The sequence below is a fragment of the Streptomyces pimonensis genome, from assembly GCF_041380215.1.
Lineage (GTDB): Bacteria > Actinomycetota > Actinomycetes > Streptomycetales > Streptomycetaceae > Streptomyces > Streptomyces pimonensis.
On sequence record NZ_JAHWZY010000021.1, the window covers coordinates 91,761 to 111,409 of the forward strand.

The window sequence follows — 19,649 nt, forward strand, 5'->3', positions numbered from 1 at the left end:
GGCCACTGTCCCGATCGGCTCCGCTTCCGAACGGGACGACGCGACCGCCCCCACTCACAGGCCGAACTGGGCTTTCAGCAACGGCTCGTTGAGCCGAAGCGTACGGTTGTCCGGCAGGATCTCCAGCACCTGTTCGCCGTCGTGGTTGAGGAGCTGCCGCAGTACCGCGGCGAACCCGGCAGCGCGCACGGGCCGCTCCCCGGCACGCTGTGCCAGAGCCGTGAGCGGCAACGTCCTCGACGCGAGCAGTTCCTGTACGGCGGCGCGCACCTTGTCCAGGTCCACCGTGCGGCCCACGAGCTTCAGCTGTGCCTCGAAGATCTCCGACGACATCAGCGCGTCCACGAGCGCGGTACGGGGATCGGACGGCACGGCAGGCTCGGCCTGCCGGGCGGGCACGGCAGGGACCGTTACGGCCTGAACGGCGGGCTCGGCGAACAGGCTCTCCTCCTGGGTGACCTGCTTCGACTTCGAAGGACGGCGACTTGCCGAAGCGGGCGCCGCGGCCGGGCCCGAGACAGGAGCCGGGGCAGCAGGGGCTTCTTCAGCCACATGGTCGAGCGACCACCACTGGGGAGCGGGATCCCCGAGTTCCCGCCATCCTTCGGGCGGCGTGGCGCCGAACGGCAGGTAGGCCTGGAGCGGAATGGCGATCTCGGCGAGGGACGCGCCGCCGTGGTAGCCGGCTTTGCGCCCGGTGTAGCGGGAGTCGGCGTCCCACAGGGCGATGACCGCTCCCCCGGGCTCGGGGGCGACCACACGAGATCCGCGCAACCGGATCTCCCGCTCGTCCAGCTCTCCCTCGGTGTACGGGCGGTAGCGGTCCGCCGCTTCGGGCACGGAGACCCGGCGGTCGCGCCGGTCGACGACGTGCCCGTGGTCGGAGAGGAGCAGGACGGCCATGCCCTCGGCGGCGGCGGTGTCGAGGAGTTCGCCGAGGAACCCGATCTCGTCGACGGACCATCGGGTCGCGCCCAGGCGCTGTTCCTTGGCGAGCCGGTCGTCGATGGTGTTCAGGACCACCGCGACGTGGGTGCGCCCGTCGTGCAGAGCGGCCTCCAGTGGTGCGCTGAAGGGGCTTCCGGTGCGCTCGGCGCGCAGGTCGTCCTTGTGGAAGACGGCCGCCGCGCGCCCCGGACCGGCGAACGGGTGCTGGCGGAACAGCCGCTTCTCGTCGGCCTGCGCGCCGCGCAGCAGCCGCCCGGCGAACAGGCTAGTGCGGCTGACAGCGGTGACGCTGGGCAGTGCGGCGGCCACAGCACGGCGCCGCGGGCCTCCTGTCGCCTCCGGGAACGGGTCGTACTCGCTGAAGCGCTCGCGCAGCTCCTGCCCGATCTCGGCGGCGATGGCGGAGGTCATGCCGTCGACGACGACGATCAGCAGGCGGCGCCGGTCCTTGCCGCTGGCCGCGGGGGCGGCGACGCGGTCGAGGAAGTCCTCGACGGTGAGCAGGTCACCGGGTGCGCCACCGCCCTCCGTAAAGGCTGCGAGCCGCTGGGCGAAGGCCTGGTCCATCTCGCGCCTGCGTTCGCGGACCTGCTCTCCGAGCCGGTCGTACGCGTCCCGCAGGGCGGGAACGTCCTCGCCTCCCGCCTCTATGCGGTCGAGGGCGAGGTCGGCCCAGGCGGTGTCGGTGATCTGCAGCCTCAACCAGTCCTCCACGGACTGCGGCTGCTCTGTCGGACCGGTCAGCCAGGCGGCGAGCCGCTGTGCCATGCGGGCGCGCTCGACGCGGGCGCGGCCCTCCGGGCGCCCCGCGTGCTGGTGTTCGCCCCACGCGCCCACGGCCTGGGCGATGCGGTCCGGATCACCGGTGGCCAGGGCGGCGCCGGCATCGGCCGCGCGAGCCTCGAAGCTGGTGGGGAGGAACAGACTTACGGTCGCGGCCTGTTCGGCCCCGAACTGGCGGGCGAGAACGTCGGCGCGCTGCAGCAGCGGGGTGAGCACACGCCGGTCCTCGCGGGCGACGAGCGTGTCCACCGTCGCTTCGGCCACCGTGCCGTACTGGGCGAAGCGCACATCGGACTCCTCGGGCGAGAGGACGCCCTGGCCGCCCGCCCACAGCTCGGCCCGGCCACGGGCCCGGTAGACCTCGGGGCCGGGAGAAGCGGTGTGGCTCCACAGCGCGGCGGCGACCAGACCGTAGGCGAGTGCGTCGGTGCCGTGCCCCTCGCTGATGAGGCCGAAGAGGATGGTGGCGGCCGGTCCGGCCTGGCCCTTCTCGTAGAGGAACCCGGCCAGGCCGTCGCGTTCGGCTTCGCGCAGGGCGAGGAACCGTTCGGCGGCTCCGGGCCGCACGGCCCACCGCAGCAGAGCCGTGAGGCCGATGCGGTCGTCCGCGACGTCTTGTGTCTCGTCCATCGCGTCCGCGTACCGGCCTAGGCCGAGGCGCCGCTGGGCGAGCTGGGCGAGGGCGTGGTCGCGGGTGAGCGTGCCGCCCGCGATCTTCGGCCAGCGGTCGAGCGGTGCCGCCTCCAGCAGGGCCTCGGCGGCCCAGCCTCCGTCGGAGACCTGCAGCCGGTGGTCCACGGCACCGGCCCCGAAGGAGGTTCGTACGACTTCCCAGTTGTCCACGCTGCGGACGCCGTTGTGCCACACGCGAGCGAGAAGACCGGGGTCGAGCGTGGCCTCCTCGCAGTCGGTGAGTACGACGAGGACACGGGGGCCGGACCCGTCCCCGGCACTATGGAGATGGCCGAGGATCTGCTCGTGCACGGCGAGCGGCGAGGGAGCGGCGGCGATGGCGGCCCGCTGCCCGCCGCCGTAGGTGAGCGTGTCGGGTCCGTCCCACTCGGGCTGGGCGCGGAGCAGGACGACGGCACGGGTACGCCCGTCCAGTCCGGGTCGGGCGGACAGGTACTGGACGAGCAGCGCGGGCGTGAGCCGGGCCAGGCCGGCGGCTGTGGTCGCGGTGGTCACTCGCCCACCATCCGCCAGGTGATCTCGATCTCGGCGTCGGGCTGTGCCTCGGCGAGGGCCTGGATCTCGGCGGCGAACTGGGCCGCGGCGACCCGGGCCTTGGTACGCCCGCCGCCGGCCCGCCGCACACCGCCGGAACCCGGGGTGGCCGTGTGGGTGGACGGCACGGACGGCTCGGCGTCGTCCCCCTTGAGGGAGATGTCGTCGGGGCCGGAGGGACCGGGAGGCTGCTGCGGTTCGGGCGGGGTGGGCGGTGTCTGGCGTGCCTTCAGCAGGGCGATCACCTCGCGTCGGGCCCTCTCCAGGGCTCCCGCCAGGTCAGCCGTCTGCTGGTCGCTGCGGGCGGCGGCCTTCAGCCGCTCCAGGATGGAGTGGCCCTCCGGGCCGAGGCCCTCGGCGAGCTCCAGGGTGTCCCAGTCGGCGTTGGCCTCGGCGAGCGCTGAGGCGACCTTGCGGGCCTGCGCGAGCGAGGTGCCGTAGCGCAGGGGCGAGACACCCCGCAGGTCGAATCCCGCGAGGGTCTCGACCGTGCGGCGGGCTGCGGCCGAGCCGGCCTCCGCGGTGTCGATGAGCTGCTTGACCAGAGCCAGGGACCGGCGGGCGAGAGCGAGCCGCCCGGCCGGGTCCGACTCGTCGAGGCCCAGCTTCCCCTGGGCGTCCTCCAAGCGGCGCACCAGCTCACCGGCGGCCTCGTCGCACGCTCGCGCCTGCTCGCGCACCGCCGTGGCGAACTGGTTGATGATCTGCCCGCGGTAGAGCCGGGACTTGGGCTTCTCCCCGAAGAGGGACTCGTAGCGGTCGAGTGCCTCCTCCCAGTCGGGCTCCGAGGGCCGGGGCTGGGTGCGCAGGGCATCTCCGGCACGAGCCGCGAAGGCGAGCGAGACGTCCTGGACAGCACCGCCCCGCACCCACACCCGGTCGGCGATCTCGGCGAACCCGGCGATCACGAGCTGCCGGGCCGTCTCGTGCAACCCGCGCGGCTCGGGCCGGTCGAGCCAGTCCGTCAGGCGTACGTACGTCAGGTCGTCGCCCGCGGGCAGTCCGTCGGCGCGGGCCTGGTCGTCGAAGAAGTCCGTCCAGTGCGAGGACAGTTCGAAGTACGCCTCACCCATGGTGCCCAGCAGCAGGGGCTGCGCCAGCCGCGTCATCAGTTTGCGCTCACCGGAGGGCACCTCCACCCGCCGGTCGCGGGCGAGCGCGGCCCGCCGCACCAGCTCGTACACCTTCTTCGCGTCGGACGTGGTGATCGCCCTGCCGGTGTTCTCCGGATCGAGCTGCGGGTGGGCCGGGAACTGGCACTCCAGCAGACGGGCGGCGATGAGCCGGACGGCCTTCTCGAAGGAGGCGCCGATCGGAAGAGACAGGCCGGGCACCGGATGCACGGGGTCGAGGTGGTCCTCGAAACCCAGCTGGACCTCGGTCTCCTTCTTGTCGGCCAGTCCGTACGCCTGCTTGAACGCCTTCTCCGCCTCCCGCGTCAGGGTGTCGCGCTGGGCTTCGAGCAGCTGCCAGGCGCGTACCCGCTTGTCCTGGCTGAGGTGCTTGGCGAAGGTTCCGTGGAAGCGGTCCTCGTCGGAGAGGACGCTGTCGATGACGGTAAGCCGCCGGAAGCTGTCGCGCGCCTGCTGGGACAGGTGGGTGGGCAGCCAGGCGAGGGTACGGGCGGGACCGTCGGGGCCGGCCTGCGCCCGCAGGCCCTCGATGCGCATGGCGTCCTCGCGCGGCCCGTAGTTGCCGTCGTCGAACGGGTAGTCGACGACGATCCGCCACAGCCCGTCGGTGGCGGGTTTGAGCTGCTCGTCGCCGACCCGGTCCTTGTCGCGGACGTTCGCGAAGTTCACCTCGAGCGTGCGGGGCGATCCCTTCCACACGAGGGCAAGCTCGTCGTAGCCCGTGCGCGGGGTGGTGCCGAGCAGCCGGCGGAGGATCCGTTCGGCGAGGTCACGCTGGAAGCGGGTCTGGGTGTAGGTGTTGGCGTTGGCGAGGATCGAGTCGAGGTCGATGTCGGTCAGTTCGAGCAGCACGGAGGCCTGGGCGCCGGAACCGCTGACCTTGATCTCGGCGAACTTGCCCGCCCACTGCTGGAGCTTGCCGTCCAGGGCCTGGACCGCGCCCCCCTTGAACCGGCTCTTGATCGAGCCGTGGTTCAGTGCGAGGAGCCGCTCCACGGTGAGGTTCTGCAAGGACACCGCCCCGGGAGCCAGCGCGGACAGCAGGAGGGTGCGCATGATTCGGTCGTCCCCGGTGAACGCCTCCAGCGACGGCCGCCTCTCGGCAGGCACGGAGTCGGGGTCGCGCGCGTAGGCGTCGATCTCCTCCTCGCTGACGTCATGGGTGGTCATCAGGTACGGCCGGAGTTTGGTGTTGTAGAGCCGCTCGGCCGACTCGAACACCACTCGGGTCGCGTCCTGGAAAGGCTTGTTGCCGCCCTTGCCCAGGTAGGGGTAGAGGTCACCGAGGCACACCAGGTCACCCAGGCGCAGCCGGTTGCGCTGGTCGGCGAGGATCTCGCCCATCAGCTTCATACCGGTACGGTTGCGCTGCAGCGCCGAGGAGATCTTGACCAGCGCGTCCATGAACGCGGGCGTGAACGGGTACGCCTTGCGCAGCGGCTCCTCGCCCGCACCCACCAGGGCCTTGTCGTCACCGAGCCAGGTGTCGCGCACTGCACCGGGGTTGGCGGCCAGCAGCCGGTCGAGCCCAGCCTGGATCTCCTGCCGGGCCTCGTCCGAGCGCGGCCTGAGCAGCCGCTCGTGGGCGATCTCCGGCAGGTTGCGGTCCTCCAGCTTGATGGAGTCGAAGCGGCCGGAGGCGTAGTTGAGGTTCTGCTGCATGGCCGCCTCACCAGTGCCGTGCATCTCCTCACCGGTGATCTCCCGCAGGTCGCGCTGGCGGGCGATGAAGGAGATGATCGGGATGGCGCGCCGGCTGTCGCCGCCCTCCACGAAGTTGGTGAACTTCGCGGACTCGCGCAGAACCTGCTTCTCCTCCTGCATCATCATCGTGAGCCACAGCATCAGCTCGTCGAGGAAGAGCACCAGCCCGTCGTAGCCGAGGGACTTGGCGTGCTCGGCGATCACGGTCAGGCCCTCGTCGAGCGGGATGAACCCGTTCGTCTGCGCCGCGATCCTGCCGTATCTGCGGGCCACGGTCTTCATCGCGTCCTGGGTGAGACGCGCGCGTAGTTCCGCCGGGGTGGTGGGGTTGTGCACGTCGAGCCGGACGTTCTTGTCGTGGGCCTCGGCAGCGTTCAGGGCGGCGTCGACCCGTTCGGAGGTCCAGAAGGCGGCGGGGTTGCCCCACTCGTCGACCTCCTCCGAGGCGCCCGCGTTGAGCTGGGCGAGGAACTGCTCGTCCCCGAAGTCCCGCTTCATATCCCGGAGTTGGTCGAAGAGGGCGTCGGTGCGGTAGACGCGCGGGGTGGAGCATCCGGGCCGGACCTTGGCCACCCAGTCGACGTAGCCGCCGAGTACGCGATGCTCCAGGCTCTCGGCGTTCAGCATGTGGTACGGGACGAGCAGGAAGTTCTTGCCGCCCGTCCGCAGCCAGTCGAAATCCTGGTACAGCGGGTCGAACTCCTGCCGGGCCCGGGCCGCCTCGCTGTTGGACAGCAGCGCATGCAGTACGGCCATGAAGTGCGACTTACCGGCACCGAACGAGCCGTGCAGATACGCCGCCTTGGAGCTCTGCGTCTCCAGCGCGGTCGAGATCATGTTGAGGGCGTCGCGGAAGTTCCGCAGCAGCTCCCCGGTGACGACGTAGTCGTCCAGGGCCTTCCGGGCCCCTTCCTTGGTGACCGCCTCCGACAGCTTGAGCACGTAGGAAGACGTGGAGACGGACACCGGCAGGTCCATCAGGTCCTTGAGCAGCGGTGCCGTGCTCTGTCGCGCAGGGGCGGCCATTGGTGTCAGGACTCCTTCGTGGTCTTCGTCGTGCTCTTGGTGCTCTTGGCTGTCTTCGCGCTCGCCCCGCGTCCGCGACGGGCGGCGGGCGGCCGCCACGCCTTCAGGTCCTCGTCGGTGAGGTGACGGTCACCCTGAAGGGAGCGGCGCTGCGCAAGGGCGTCGGCGGCGGGCGAGGTGCCGTACGCCGGGTCGATCTCGCCGTGCCACTGGTCCAGCCACAGCTGCAGTTCGAGGAGGGCGGCGAGCAGCGGCGGCCACTCCTCGTCCGACATCTCGTGCCCATGGGCGTGGAGGTGACCGATCAGCGCCTCGGCCTGCTGAAGGTGGTCCCAGCCGGCCCAGCCGTAGAGGGGCGGGGACTGGACGTTCTCGGTGCCGTAGGAGACGAAGCGCTCCTTCGGTACGTCCAGCTTGCCGCGCAGACTCCAGTAGGAGCTGCGGAGGAAGTCCGCGCTGGTGTAGGGCCGTGGCACCGGGATCGCGTCCCGGAGCTTCTTCTTGGCGATGAAGTCCTGCTCGGCGTCCTCCTTGCGCTGCTCCTCCCAGGCCCGCTCCCAGTCGGTGCGCTTGTCCAGGCCGGAGGGCTTGTAGCGGAGGGCGGCGACGGCCGGTACGTGCTCGGTGGAGAGGAGAGCGGCGACCGTCTTCGCGAACTCCTGTCCCGGCGCCAAGAGCTCGGCGACCGCGACGAAGTCCTCGTCCTGTTCGAGGTCGTGGACCAGCTGGTTGAGGGTGCGGATCAGCGGGCTGCCCTCCGCGTCGAACCAGAGGGCGCGGTCCTCCATGCGGTTGAGCAACCAGGAGCGCAACGCTTTCTCCTGAAGCGCGTCCCAGCCCTCGGTGGTCCAGCGCCGCTTGTACTCGGGCCGCTCCACCATGCCGATCTGGCGGTTCGACTCGATCGCGTCGATGCGCTTCTGGACGATCTCCCGGTAGGGGGCGGGCCACTCGGCCGGGATCTCCATGATGGGTGTGGAGCCGTGACGCCGGAACCACTCGTCGGACGCCTCGCCGGCCTTGACCTTGCGCGCCAACACGATCTCGAACGCGCGCTGGCCGAGAGCGAGTTCGGGGACGTCGGCGAAGTCGTCGCCGTTGCGGGGGGCGGGGCGGAGGTCGTCGTCGAGGAGGCTGTAGAGGGCGTAGACCTGCCAGTCCAGTTCTTCTTGGAGGGCGATCATGCGGGCTCGGAGGTGGGTGTAGCGGGAGTGGGCTTCGCGGAGGGCGGGGGCGGTGGGGGTGGATTCGGAGGCTACTGCGGCTGGGGTGTTGGCGGCCAAGTCTTGGGTGAGGGCGTCGAGTTGCGTGGCGAGGGGCGTGGGATAGGCCGAAGGCAGGGGAAGGTCCTGGAGATTCGTTCCAGTGAACTCGTAGCGCTCCTCCCAGGCTTCACTTTGAATGCCCCTGCCCAGACCACTACCTCCCTTGCCCTGACTCACCATCTTCAGCCAGAAACCGGCAGTGGAGCTGTTGAGGACGCCGAGCAACTGCAGGTGCTTCTCCTCCGAGGCACCCTCCCATAGCTTGATCACCGGGGCGGACCGGTTGAACACCTTCCCACCCCGATCCAGAACGAAGTGGTTATGCGTTGCCACGAACGCAAACGCAATCGACCACGGATGGCAGCCAGGACTAGGGGTCACCTGGTGCCACTCGTACCAGGATCTCCCGTCAGAGAAATAGGTGCCCTTCGAAAAGGTCGCACGATGACCCAGCACCGTCCGGCCCGGCCACATCCACTTGTGCGCGCCAGAGTCCTCCGGCAGGTGAAGCAACTCGAACTTGTCCGTAGTCTCCTTATGAGGAAAGAACGTGAATGTCCCCTCCGAGTGGAACCAGTCGCGTAGCTCTTCACCGAGCACGAGAGTGCGCCCGAGCTGCTCCTCGCCCCCGCGACGCGTCCAGGCGGCACGAGTGCTGATCATGATGCTGTCAGCATTGGTCTGACCCGTGTACTGGAAGCGCTTTGCCCGATTCCGGAGCTTCGGGCCTCCAGCTGCTTCAAGCCCGTCAATCAGTTCCTGACCCCCGTCGGCGAGCACCCACGGTTGCTTCGCGAAGTACCGATTCCGGTCAAGATCGTCGACCGACACCCACTTGCTCACGCTGCCCGGCGTATCGATTTGGTCGATGATCGCTGACCACACCTGCCCCTTGGCCGCATCGTCGGGAACTCCCGGTTCGCCCTGCACCGACCGCACCGTACGCACCGTCGACGTGCGGTGCCGACCACCTCGCCGCCGCCCGACGAGGATCACGGTAGGCGTGCCATGGCCGGGGATGTAGGCACCAGATGCGTCGATAACCTCGGTGAGCTCGACCTGGTGACCGAAGTACCCCTGAATCAGATGCACGCCGAACTCGCGCTTGATAAACGAGTTCGAAGTGATCTGCCCCACCATCCCATACCCACGACCAGTCTCGGGGTCGCCGTTCTTGGACAGCTCGAAGAACCTCTGAGCAAACGGCACGGTGAGCGCGTACTCCTTGTGGCACACCTCCTTGTACATCTCCCGATACCGCTGATTGAGCTCCTTGTCCTTCACAGTGATGTACGGCGGATTCCCCACCACCACGTGATACCGCCCCGGCTTCAGAATGTCCGGGTGTTCCAGCCAGTCCTCGGTGCGATACGCGAACGAGGCCAGCGGGTCCTCCGCTGCCTCCCCGTCCAGCGTCAGTTCCAACTGGCGTGACTTGATGAGCGAGTCACCCACCGCCAGATGGACCGGCCACTCGTACCGCGCCGCCTGCTTCATCGTCCGCACATTCGCGGCAGCCATGGCCGCAACCAGCAGCCGGAACCGCGCGATGGCGACCGCGAACGGGTTGATGTCCACGCCGTGCACCGAGTCGAGCGCGGCCCGCACCCGCTCGTGAACATCCACCGTCGGGGCCTTGTTCGCCCACTCCCCCACCAGCCGCTTGAACGCGCCCAGGACGAAGTGCCCCGACCCACACGTGGGGTCGATCATCTTCAGGTCCTTGAAGCCGTACTCGCGCAGCGCGGGCGTCATCGTCCGGTCAAGGATGAACTCCTCGACGAATTCCGGCGTCTGCAGCAGCGCGTACCGCTTCTGCGCGTCCTCGCTCAGGTCCTGGTACAGGTCACCGAGAAAGCGCGTGTCCCACCCCTGAAGCCCGTCCTCGTCGTCCTCGTGCAACGGATCCGTGAAGTCATGAACGAGCGTGCCGTCCTCCCTCCGCCGCCCCCAGAAGGCGACCAGTGCACCCGCGCCCTCATGAGACAGCGGCACCTGGTACAGCGGGTTGTGCCACTCGTCGAAGAGAAGCCGTCCAGCCTGCCCGTCCCCGATCTCCGCGAACGCCTTGAGGAGCCAACCCCGCCAGGTGGGATCTGCCGCCGTCGACTTGTACTCGTCGTACCGCGCCTGCGCCAGCTCCCGACGGTCGATGTCCGGCGACGTCAGGTACGGCTCGTTGATCAGCCTGTTGTCCTCACAGAACCGTACGAACACGGTGGCCAGCACCCACGCCACGGCCACCTGCGTGAGCTGCTCGTCGAGCCAGGCCTTCGGCGAATCCGCCGTACGGCCGAGCTCACGGGCCTGCTGGTACTCGATCTCGTACCGCTCACGCACCTCGGGACGCTCGTCGACCTGCCGCTCAAGGTCCTTCTTGGCTGCGGCGACCTGCGGCTTGAGGTCGTCCAGCAGGGCCTTGCGGTCGATCATCGGGCGTTCTCCTCAGTGCTTTCGGTCTGTGCGCGGTGCGATTGCCGAACCCACGACTCCGGCAACGGGATCCACTCCCCCAGCGGCTCCTGGTAGGCGGCGTACACGTCCCGTACGCCATCGGGTCCCACTGCTCTGCCCAGGACCGGTGCGCGACCAGGATCGGCCTGCGGAACCAGCAGCCACAAGGGCCGCTTGGCCTCGCCCTCCCGTGCCTGCCGGGCGAGTTCGTCCAACCCGCCGACGTACTCGTAGCGCGCGAAGACAGCCGCGTCCGTCAGCAGCAGCGGGCGCGGATCCTCGCCCCGGCACAGCAACGCGCTGACCTCCTCCCGCATGCGGTCGCATGCATTCCGCGCGAAACGGGCGAAGTTCACGGCTGCCGTGGACCCCGCCTCCGCAGCGTCGGCCTTGAGGAGCGTCCCCCAGCGCGGCAGCCCCTTCGGGTTCGCGGCCGCCTTCGTCTCCTGCTCGTCGTGAAGGTGCCGCAGGAACAGCGCGGTGGCCGAGACCGCGACCGCTCCGCCACCGAACCGCGTGTCCGTCAAGTGACGCACCGCCCGCTCGGCCAGGCCACTGCGGACGGTCAGCACGCGGTAGCCGTCGCCCCGTCCCGCGGCCAGCAGGCGGTCCTCGGCGCGGGCCCTCGCCGCGAGGTCGGCGTCCTCCGACCAGGCGGCGGCGGAGGTGGTTCCGGTGGACGTGCCGTCCAGCCCGGAGCGGAAGTGGCTGGCGTTCTCCAGGCCCTCGGGGAGGTAGCGCTGATGCCGCCCGTCCTTGTGGGTGCGCAGGACGAGCGGGAAGCCCGCCTCTCGCAGAGCATCGGTGAGGGGGGCGTCCGTGGGGAGTCCGTGTCCGTCCTCGTCCTCCCCCGTCCGCAGTTCGGGGAAACGGGAGCGGACCCGCTCGTGTACGGCGGCCACCGTCAGGCCCGGCTGCTCGTCGTCCGGCAACCCGGGGATGATCTTGACGATGCCGGCCTGCGTGAGGCGCAGTGCCCGCACCAGGCCGAGGCCACGCGGGTACAGCTCCAGGCGGGAGGAGACCGCCGCATCCTGTGAGGCCGCCGCGGCGATGTCGACCATCCTCCGCTCGTCCCAGTCCAGGGTGCCCTCAGGCGGCTCCACCCGGGTCAGGTCGGCCAGTACGGCCGCGGCCGTCGGCAGGGTCTCGGCCTGGACGAGCCGGTCGGCGCGCCTGCCCAGCCTGATCGCGTAGTCGAGGAGTCCGGGTGCCGAGGGGGTGTCAGGACTGTCGATGCCCTCCCGGGCATGCAGGGCGAGCAGCCCGGGGCGCAGGGCGTCGTCGGTGGCCTGGCGGCTCATGCGGTGCAGGAAGGCCGGGGTGGCGGCGCGTTCCTCCATCTCCACGACGGCTCGTACGGCGGCCAGGGCGAGGGCGCGGCGCTGGTAGAGCTCGGGCAGGTCGGTGCCGCGGCGCAGGATCAGCGCATCGGCGATCTCGCCGGCGGAGGCCAGGCGGCCGGACTGCTCCAGGATCTCCAGGACCTCGACGCGCAGCTCCCGCAGGACCTGCTCCTCACGCCACTTCTCCCGCAGGCCCAGGATGTGCGGGTTGACCCCACCCTGGGTCATGTCGAGGAACTTGGCCACGTCCGTCTGTGTGGGCCAGCCGGGCAGGTGCGGCAGCCGCCCGTCGTCGTCAGGCAGGCGCAGCAGCGCGCGAGCCACGGCGACCCGGGTCTCGTTGCTGCCCACCGGGCCCCGCTGGCCGGGCACCAGCTCGGGCACCAGACGGGTGGCGAGCGCGTCGAGGGAGACCCGCCGCAGGGCGGAGCGGTCGCCCGAAGCCAGGCCCAGATGGTCGCTGAGCTTGCGTTCCAGGCCCGATTCGGCCTTTGCCGCGTCCAGTTCGGCCTTGGCCGCCTTGCGGCCCTCCCCGGTGAGCGGGTTGAGGTCCGCGGCGCGCAGCCGGCGCCGCCATTCCCGGACACGGCGCTGGATGTCGGCGAGGGTCTTGGCGCCCAGGCCCGGCTTGTTGATCAGATCGCGCTCGCTGCGGTCCAGCAGCTGCCCGACCTCGGTGATCCCCAGGCCGTAGAGGAAGGACTCGGCGGCGGCGGTCAGACCCGACAGGGACAGGTGGGTGTCGAGCTGGGCGGCGGCGGCCCGCTCGTCGCGCACGGCCTCGGAGTCAACCGCCTCGTCGAGGCCGTGTCCCTTGTCGTGCGACGAGGGCACGGCCTGCTGGGACGCGTCAAGGAAGACCTTCTTCCACGCGTCGTGCATGTCCTTGAGCGTGGCGAACCGCTTACCGGCGTCCCGGTGCAGAGCCTTGCGGAAGAACCGCCACAGGCCCTTGCGTACCGGGTCGTCGAACGCGTCCTTGGCGATCTCCGGGTGCGGCATCGTCTCAGGGTCGGTCATCTCGGGCGTGACCGAGCCGTCTCCCCAGCGGGGCAGCTCGCCGGAGGCCATCTGGTGCAGGGTGACCGCGAGGGCGTACCACTCGGCCTGGTCGTCGTAGACCGCCCGCCTGTTCACCGGGCCGCCGACGAAGGGGTCCATGTACCCCCGAGTGCCGACCCCGGTCTCGCTGGCCGGGTAGGAGGCGAGGGAGAAGTCGATCAGGACCAGTTCGCGGGTGCCGTTGGGGCGCTTGCGGATGGCGATGTTGTCGGGCTTGATGTCCCGGTGCCACACACCCTCGCCGTGGAGGAAGTCGACGGCGCCGAAGAGCTGGTCGCCGTACTTCTCCAAGGACTCCGTGCCCATGGCGCCGAGCTCGCGCAGCCAGCGGGCGAGGGTCTCCTCGCGGGCGCGGATCTTGCCGTTCGCGCCGTCGTCGTCGGCGAGTTCCGCCTTCTCGTCGCCGACGTACTCGACGGCGAGCACGGTGCGCTCGCCCAGCCGCAGCGGCTCGTCCACAACCAGGTTGATCACGCGGGAGTCGGCGCGCATCCGGCGCATCACCTGCGCCTCGTCCTCCAGGATGGAGGCGCTCCGGTCCGCGACGGCCACCTTGAGGACGGCGAGCGGACGGGTCCGGAACTCCTCGGCACGCAGATCCCGGACAAGGAAGGCCCGCGAGGTGGAGCCCGTGCCGAGGCGCCGGCGGACCTGCCAGCGACCGCCGCCCAGTACGTCGCCGGGCTCGGCCTCCAGCGGATCGGGCTCTTCCTGCGGCTCGGGTTCTGCCTGGGCCTCGGCAGGTCCGGCCGCAGCCGCGGGGGCCGCGGGCTCGGCGGGTGGCGCATGCCGGATGCCCACCGACTCCTCGGCGTCGGCGAGGAGTTCGAGGAACTCGTCGACGGAGGACATCCGGTGGAAGGGGTTGAAAGCCGTGGCCGCGTGCACCAGCAGATCGACGTCGTCCGTCAGGCCGTCGACCACGGCCGACGGCGTCAGACCGTCACCTTCGCGCAGCATCGCCAGGACCTCGGCCTGGCTGGATGCCGGAGGGCGGCCCGTGACCAGCAGATAGGCGAGCGTGCCCAGGCCGTACACGTCCAGCAGCACCGGGTCGGGCCGGGTGGCGGTCAGTTCCGGCGCAAGGTACGGCCCGGCTCCCTCGGCCACGTGCGTGGCGGACAGCGCCGTCGGAGCAAGGGCCGCGGCAGCGCGCGCCCCGCTGCTCGAACCGAAGCTGCGGGCGCTGGCCACCTGCCAGTCGGCGATCTCCAGACGCGGGCGGAGCCACGCCTCTTCCGCACCGGGCTTGCGCGGGCCCGGGATCACGTCGATCGAGCGGGCGGCGAGGGCCCGGTGGTGGAGCAGGCCGGCGTGCGCCGAGCGGATCGTCTCGGCGAGCTGCCGCAGCAGTCCCAGGCGGGCCTGGATGGTGAGTCCGTCCCCGTAGCGGCGGATGTACTCGTCCAGGCGCATCGCCCGCATGTCGTGCTCGAAGAGCAGGGCGGGCCCGGCGGGGTGGCCCGCCGGTTCGAAGGTCTTGTACTTCGCGGCTCCCGGGTGCTTGAAGCGGCTGAGCACGGCCGCCTCACGGCGCGCCGCCCGCTCCACGGACTCGCGCGCCTCGTCGGTCGAGCCCCGCTCGCGCAGGTAGACGCGCACTCGGACAGTCTCGTGCAGCTCCTTGTGGTGGCCGACGTAGTCCACCCAGGTCGGGCCCGAGGTGAGCTCCTTGTCCAGGCGGTAGGCGCCGACCCATTTCTCGGCCTCGCTCGGACGGATACCGGCCTTCTTGAGCCACTTGGCGATGTTGTCCGAACGGCCCTCGTTGATCTTGAGCCGTTCGTCGCGTGGCGGTCGGCCCAGCTCCTTGACCAGCTCGGCAATGGTGAACACGTTCTGCCGCTCGTGCGGCGGCAGCTCCACGCGCAGCTTGGGATTGGTGAAGCAGACGGCTTCCCGGATCCACACCTTGGGGGCCTTGGGCCCGGCCGCCCGCTCCAGCAGCCCCGACAGCTGAGCAGCCTTCTTGTTCAGCAGGTGCAGCGGATTGCCGTGGTCGACCTCTTCGCCGTTGCCCTTCGTCTGCACCCAGGTGCCGTACGGGGCCGAGAGGCGTCCGACCCAGTCCTTGAGCTCGACCAGCCATACACCGCCGGGAGCGACAACGAGGAGGTCACATTCGCGAGGATGACCCGAATTGGCAGTGAAGGTGAAGTTCGACCAGGCTCGCCATGGCTTGCCGTCAGGGAGCTGTTTGCGAATCGACTCCAGGCCACGCTTCTCGTGCCCGTATTCAGACTCGGTGACGGTCGTCCACCGGTCCTTCTCCATCGCTCCTCGCTAACTTCGCCACCCCGTCAACGGTGCGACCACGCTGGTGACCGCGGGACATCGTATCCCTGACGCACACTCCGGCGAGATGCCATTACCTGACGTAGCAGACCGCGTACTGGACGAACGCGGACCACTGGGTGCGGGGGCCTCCCCCTGCTCCGACCAAAAGCCACCTGCCCCGCACGTTCCCTGGTCCGGGGGGTCTGAGGGACAGACGAGTCAGGCTGTACGCCGGGTTCTGTCAGCCAGTGGCCTCGCGGCAGCCGGGGAGACGGCCATCCGTCTTGGGCCGACGTTGCCGCCGGCCTCATGCGGTCTACCCGCGGACTCGGGCGGGCAGCCCTTGAACGTCCACGCAGACCGCTTTTTACGGCGCTCCTTTTGACCTTGCTCCGGGTGCGGTTTACTAGTATCGCACCTGGCAACGTTCGCCCTGTCGACCACTGCTCGTAGCCGTTGATCGTCGGCATGGCGGTTTCGCCAGACGATGTAGCGGCGGATCATGCTGCCCTGCTCCTTGTGGTCAGACCCCTGCGGGAAGTACACAGGAGTCGAAAATGCGGGGCGTGTCGGATGCCCGGACCACCACCATGGCTCCATGGACGATGCGCTTGTGGACGACGTGGACGCCGCGGGGGATGACCCGCTTGATATGACCCGGCTGCCTCCCCGCCGGTCAGAGTGGAACAGCATCGCTGTCCTCGGAGGTGCCCACGAGGACGATCTCGACCTGGCTCTCGGTTACCTGGAGGCAGGTGCCATCCTGGCGAGCCACTGGATCCGCACCGGCACGAACGACGCTCTGCCCGTGCCGATCTACTACCAGTACCGGCACGCCATCGAACTCTCCCTGAAGTGGAACATCCGGTCGGCCGCGGCTTGCCTGCGTCGCGACGGAGTGTCGGTGCCGCCCGGCGAGCTCGACAACTTCCTGGCGAGGTCCCACGTGATCGCGCACCTGGCGGACCGCCTGAACCAGTACCTCAGCCGGCTGATGCCGCCCCCGAACGACCGGATCGACCCGCCCACTCAAGACACCCTGGACTGGCTGCACCAGCTCGACGAGAACGGGCAGACCTTCCGATACAGCACGGTGAAGGGCGGCAAGGGACAGGGGTTGGTGCGGGCGCGGCCGAACCAGCAGAGAGTCGACTTCGACGCGGACGTCCGGCGTCTTCATGATGCCGCTTGGATGCTGTACGCCGGCTGCTCAGGTGTCCTCGACGCGCATGCGGAGAACCAAGCCGAGTACTACGCCGAGTACGACGCCGAGTGCGAGGCCGAGATGCGGTCCGCCATGGACTACTGAAGGCACCGCGGCGGCCACGCGCCGTCTGGGAGGATGTGACCATGTCCGACGAGTGGAGCCGCATCGAGGTGTTTCGCCTCTTCGAGGACGAGGACCCGGATGCGCTGCGAGACCCCGGGCAGTCGCCCGCCGCGGAGCCGCCCCGGACACCAGCTGCTGAGGACCTCCCACCGGGGCAGGTTGCCTGCCGGGACTGCCGCGCCGCGTACGACCCCAGCAACCCGGACGAGGTGAAGTTGCACACCGACCCCGTGAACTGCGGGCAGTCATGCCGGTGCGTCGGGCGCCCGCACTGCTACACCTGCGGCGGCTCGTTCTGCATGTGCGCCGAACACTGAACGTCTGCGAGAGGACTGCTCATGCCCGAGCCCGTGGACGTCGAGGGGATCAGCCAGGAAGTTCTCGACCTAGCCCCGTGGTCAGAGTGGGTTCCCTTGGCCGGCGCGGAAGTGCCGCAGATGCCGGGCGTCTACCTCGCCAGGCAGGGCGCGGCTGGCCCGCTCGTCTATGTCGGTATGGCAGGCGAACGCCAGGGAGAAGGTCTGCGCGGGCGGCTGCGGCGCTACACCAGCGGCAAGGCGCTGGCCTCCGGGCTCGGAGAGGCGGTCTTCGACCGGGCGCTGGCCGACCCCCAGTGGCTTCGCGAGCGGCTGGCGGAGGTTGAGAGCGGGCGGCCCAGGCGGGCGACCGAGTGGGGTAAGCCCACGCTGGCTTGGGCGGATCTTCATGTCAGTTGGGCCGTCACCGAGAGCGGCACGGCGGCCAAGGCTCTGGAGAAAAAGGTACTGGTGCTGAATGCCGCCGAGTGGTGGAACCGCGCCCGCTGACCGCGGCGTCGTCAGGGCCGGCCCCTGTCGTGCTGCTTGCCCGGGCCGCGGCGCCAACGGACGCAGTCCGCTCGCCGAGCGCGGGCTTCGGCATCGGTCTGCTCCTGGAGCGAACCGAACGACTCAGACCAGACATACGGCTCTGTGGCTGCCTGGCGGTGCGTTCGACGTCCGGTCCCGGATGATTGAGCTTGAATAACCTTAGAATCGAGATTGTCTGACACGGCGCCACGTGCCACCCTGTCAGTCAGGCCGAATCGAGGCCATTCTGTGGTTGTTTCTCTGAGGGGGGCGGATGGACCTGACCATCCACGTGCAGGACGCGACCGAGGACTTTGCCCGCGAGGTGCTGGCGATGTTCGCCGGAGCCGAGGGCGTAAAGGTCGCCACGCAAGAAGCGCCGGACACCGCATGGACGGCCGACCGCGCATACCGGCTGCTGCGCCACACCAACACCCGCGTACAGCTGTTCATGAGCCAGCTGGTGCAGGGAGACGGCTGGCTGGACGCCTACGCCTATCGCGAGAAGTGGGGGCAGAACTCGCTTCGCGGGCCGTCAGCTGCTCTGACGAAGGCCATCAAGCGGGGTGCGAAGGAGGGTTGGTGGTCTCCGGACATCCCGAACCCGGTGCGCCCGACGACGCCGGACCCGCAGAAGGGTTGGTCGAAGACGGCTGGCTACTACCTCGATGAGGAGCACCTGCCTGCCTTCCGCGCCGCCTGGGAGCGCCGTGTGCATGAGAACAACGGTCGCAGCCCCAGACTTATCGAGGACATCGACGACGACCCGGACGACCTCGGGGATAAGGCGTAGCGCTTCAGACGGCCCGGCAACGTGTGAGGGTCGTTGGCGCGCCGTGGTCACTGGGCGTGGCCAGCAGATACTAAGGCTACGCTGCACTAGTTAGAACCCCCGATGTCGATCCCGGCCATCCACCCGCGCCCACAGTGGCAGCCCTCGCGCCGTTCGACGTTCCGCCGGGCAGTTAACATCCACTCTTCGCCCTCTTGGTCACCGTCCCCGTGGCCGCCGCGCGCATTGCACCCTGAACAGCCACCGCCGCCGCACGCCGCCAATCTCCACGGCTCTCACAGCATCATCCCCTGCAGGCATAGACGAACCCGTCCTCGTTCCTGTCTTCAACCCGGCGAGGACGCGCGGGTTCAGCGCTCGGCCCACACCAGAATCCGCGAACTCGCGCGCTTCCCGCCACGCCATGACCAAACTGAACGCCCGCGACTGCGCCCAGCTCGTCGTCATCGCGTACCGGAGCGGCCTGGTCAAGCCGCACCCTCACGGCTGACCCACGTGCAGCAAGAATCTGCTCGCCGCCCGCACCGCACGCAGAGCGATTATCAAATCGTCGGTCGCGCGTGCCTCGAGCTGATCGGCCTGGTCACACGCCATTTGCAGCGGTCGGATAAGTCTCGATCCATTCGAGTCCGCCGAGGTCCAGGTGGCACCGGGCGCGAGTGACGGCCACATAGGCGAGCCGGGCGTCCGTATCGCTCACGGGTTCCGGAATCGGGCGACCGCTGTCGTCCTGCTGGTTGCTGTCCGGCGGTGGGGGGAAGTCGTCTGCGATTCTGACCTTGGGCCACTCCCTGCCTTTTGCCTTGTGGGCTGTGGAAACGGTGACCTCGGCCTTGGTCTCGTCGATCAGTGCGTCGACGGCGGCAATGATGGCTTCGGGACCGTGGGTGTCGACAAGTTCCACGAACGGCTGGAGGTCTCGTCCTGCGGGATCGTGCTCGGCATAGTCCTGCAGCTCACCCCAGGAAGCAAAGAGCACGAGTTCAGGATGGCCCGTCCGTCGGCCCTCTTTAAGGTCGCGGGCGGCGAGCGCCAGTGTGCTCAGCGTCTGCCCGCCTCGGCTCAGAGCCACCCGACGTCCGGCACCCAGCTGCCGCATGACTTCGGTCATTGCGCCGATGTTGGTTCGGCACAGCACCGCATCCGGAGAAGTGACCAGACCGACTTTCGTGGGGATTGTGTCGGTACCAGTCAGCCGGATCGGCGCGTCCGTAAGCGCAAGCCACTGGTTGGCCTGTTCGGCGAGGAGGGGACCGAATCGGAAGGAACGCGTCAGAGTGAGGTGGGTGGCATCGAAGCCCGTCATCACGTCCCGGGCACCGCGCCACCCGTAGATGGCCTGGGCAGAGTCACCAACCATCACCAGCTGAGCATGACCACGTTGAGCGGCGAACACCTGTTCAAGGACGGGGTTGGTGTCCTGGGCCTCGTCGAGGAGAAGGAAGTCTGCCTCGAGCTTCGGTTCGGTCAGGGC

Annotated in this window: 9 protein-coding genes and 2 pseudogenes; 5 read left to right on the forward strand and 6 right to left on the reverse strand. The window is 69.4% G+C overall.

Going from position 1 to position 19,649, the window contains the following annotated elements:
* Positions 1-54: 54 nt before the first annotated feature.
* The 5 genes and pseudogenes from pglZ to KYY02_RS21455 all read right to left on the reverse strand — a co-directional run.
* Positions 55-2,919, reverse strand: a complete 2,865-nt coding sequence (gene pglZ, locus KYY02_RS21435; protein WP_371240246.1) for a BREX-2 system phosphatase PglZ — start codon at positions 2,917-2,919, stop codon at positions 55-57.
* Complete coding sequence (gene pglY, locus KYY02_RS21440; RefSeq protein WP_371240248.1) at positions 2,916-6,821, reverse strand: BREX-2 system ATPase PglY; 3,906 nt, start codon at positions 6,819-6,821, stop codon at positions 2,916-2,918. The genes pglZ and pglY overlap by 4 nt, the downstream gene beginning before the upstream one ends.
* A gap of 5 nt (positions 6,822-6,826) precedes the next feature.
* Positions 6,827-10,519, reverse strand: coding sequence for a BREX-2 system adenine-specific DNA-methyltransferase PglX (gene pglX, locus KYY02_RS21445; protein ID WP_371240250.1), 3,693 nt, complete (start codon positions 10,517-10,519; stop codon positions 6,827-6,829).
* Positions 10,516-15,222: a BREX system serine/threonine kinase PglW gene (pglW, locus tag KYY02_RS21450; protein ID WP_371240252.1), complete on the reverse strand. Its 4,707-nt coding sequence runs from the start codon at positions 15,220-15,222 to the stop codon at positions 10,516-10,518. Before pglW ends, pglX begins: the two co-directional genes overlap by 4 nt.
* A gap of 423 nt (positions 15,223-15,645) precedes the next feature.
* Positions 15,646-15,753, reverse strand: a pseudogene (locus KYY02_RS21455) (transposase); the annotation flags it as partial.
* Positions 15,754-15,823: 70 nt separating this feature from the next.
* On the opposite strand from KYY02_RS21455, the gene KYY02_RS21460 reads away from it, so the two are divergent.
* From KYY02_RS21460 to KYY02_RS21480, 5 genes and pseudogenes are all read left to right on the forward strand, one after another.
* On the forward strand, positions 15,824-16,534 hold the full coding sequence (locus tag KYY02_RS21460; RefSeq protein ID WP_371240254.1) for a hypothetical protein: 711 nt from the start codon (positions 15,824-15,826) through the stop codon (positions 16,532-16,534).
* Between the two features lie 41 nt (positions 16,535-16,575).
* Positions 16,576-16,872: a hypothetical protein gene (locus tag KYY02_RS21465; RefSeq protein ID WP_371240256.1), complete on the forward strand. Its 297-nt coding sequence runs from the start codon at positions 16,576-16,578 to the stop codon at positions 16,870-16,872.
* Between the two features lie 21 nt (positions 16,873-16,893).
* Positions 16,894-17,361: a hypothetical protein gene (locus tag KYY02_RS21470; protein WP_371240258.1), complete on the forward strand. Its 468-nt coding sequence runs from the start codon at positions 16,894-16,896 to the stop codon at positions 17,359-17,361.
* 295 nt (positions 17,362-17,656) lie between these two features.
* Positions 17,657-18,175 carry a hypothetical protein gene (locus tag KYY02_RS21475; protein WP_371240260.1) on the forward strand — a complete coding sequence of 173 codons (519 nt, stop codon included), beginning with the start codon at positions 17,657-17,659 and terminating at the stop codon, positions 18,173-18,175.
* Positions 18,176-18,572: 397 nt separating this feature from the next.
* A pseudogene (locus KYY02_RS21480) lies at positions 18,573-18,665 on the forward strand (DNA-binding response regulator); the annotation flags it as partial.
* A 93-nt stretch (positions 18,666-18,758) separates the two neighbouring features.
* On the opposite strand, the gene KYY02_RS21485 reads toward KYY02_RS21480, so the two are convergent.
* Positions 18,759-19,649 (reverse strand): UvrD-helicase domain-containing protein (locus KYY02_RS21485; protein WP_371240262.1); only part of this gene is annotated, 891 nt, incomplete at its 5' end.

What these genes read in the sequence shown, in the direction of transcription:
- pglW (WP_371240252.1), bottom strand. Translation starts at nt 15,222, where the DNA reads ATGGAGAAGGACCGGTGGACGACCGTCACCGAGTCTGAATACGGGCAC.
- pglY (WP_371240248.1), bottom strand. Translation starts at nt 6,821, where the DNA reads ATGGCCGCCCCTGCGCGACAGAGCACGGCACCGCTGCTCAAGGACCTG.
- KYY02_RS21470 (WP_371240258.1), top strand. Translation starts at nt 16,894, where the DNA reads ATGCCCGAGCCCGTGGACGTCGAGGGGATCAGCCAGGAAGTTCTCGAC.
- KYY02_RS21465 (WP_371240256.1), top strand. Translation starts at nt 16,576, where the DNA reads ATGTCCGACGAGTGGAGCCGCATCGAGGTGTTTCGCCTCTTCGAGGAC.
- pglX (WP_371240250.1), bottom strand. Translation starts at nt 10,519, where the DNA reads ATGATCGACCGCAAGGCCCTGCTGGACGACCTCAAGCCGCAGGTCGCC.
- KYY02_RS21460 (WP_371240254.1), top strand. Translation starts at nt 15,824, where the DNA reads ATGGACGATGCGCTTGTGGACGACGTGGACGCCGCGGGGGATGACCCG.
- KYY02_RS21475 (WP_371240260.1), top strand. Translation starts at nt 17,657, where the DNA reads ATGGACCTGACCATCCACGTGCAGGACGCGACCGAGGACTTTGCCCGC.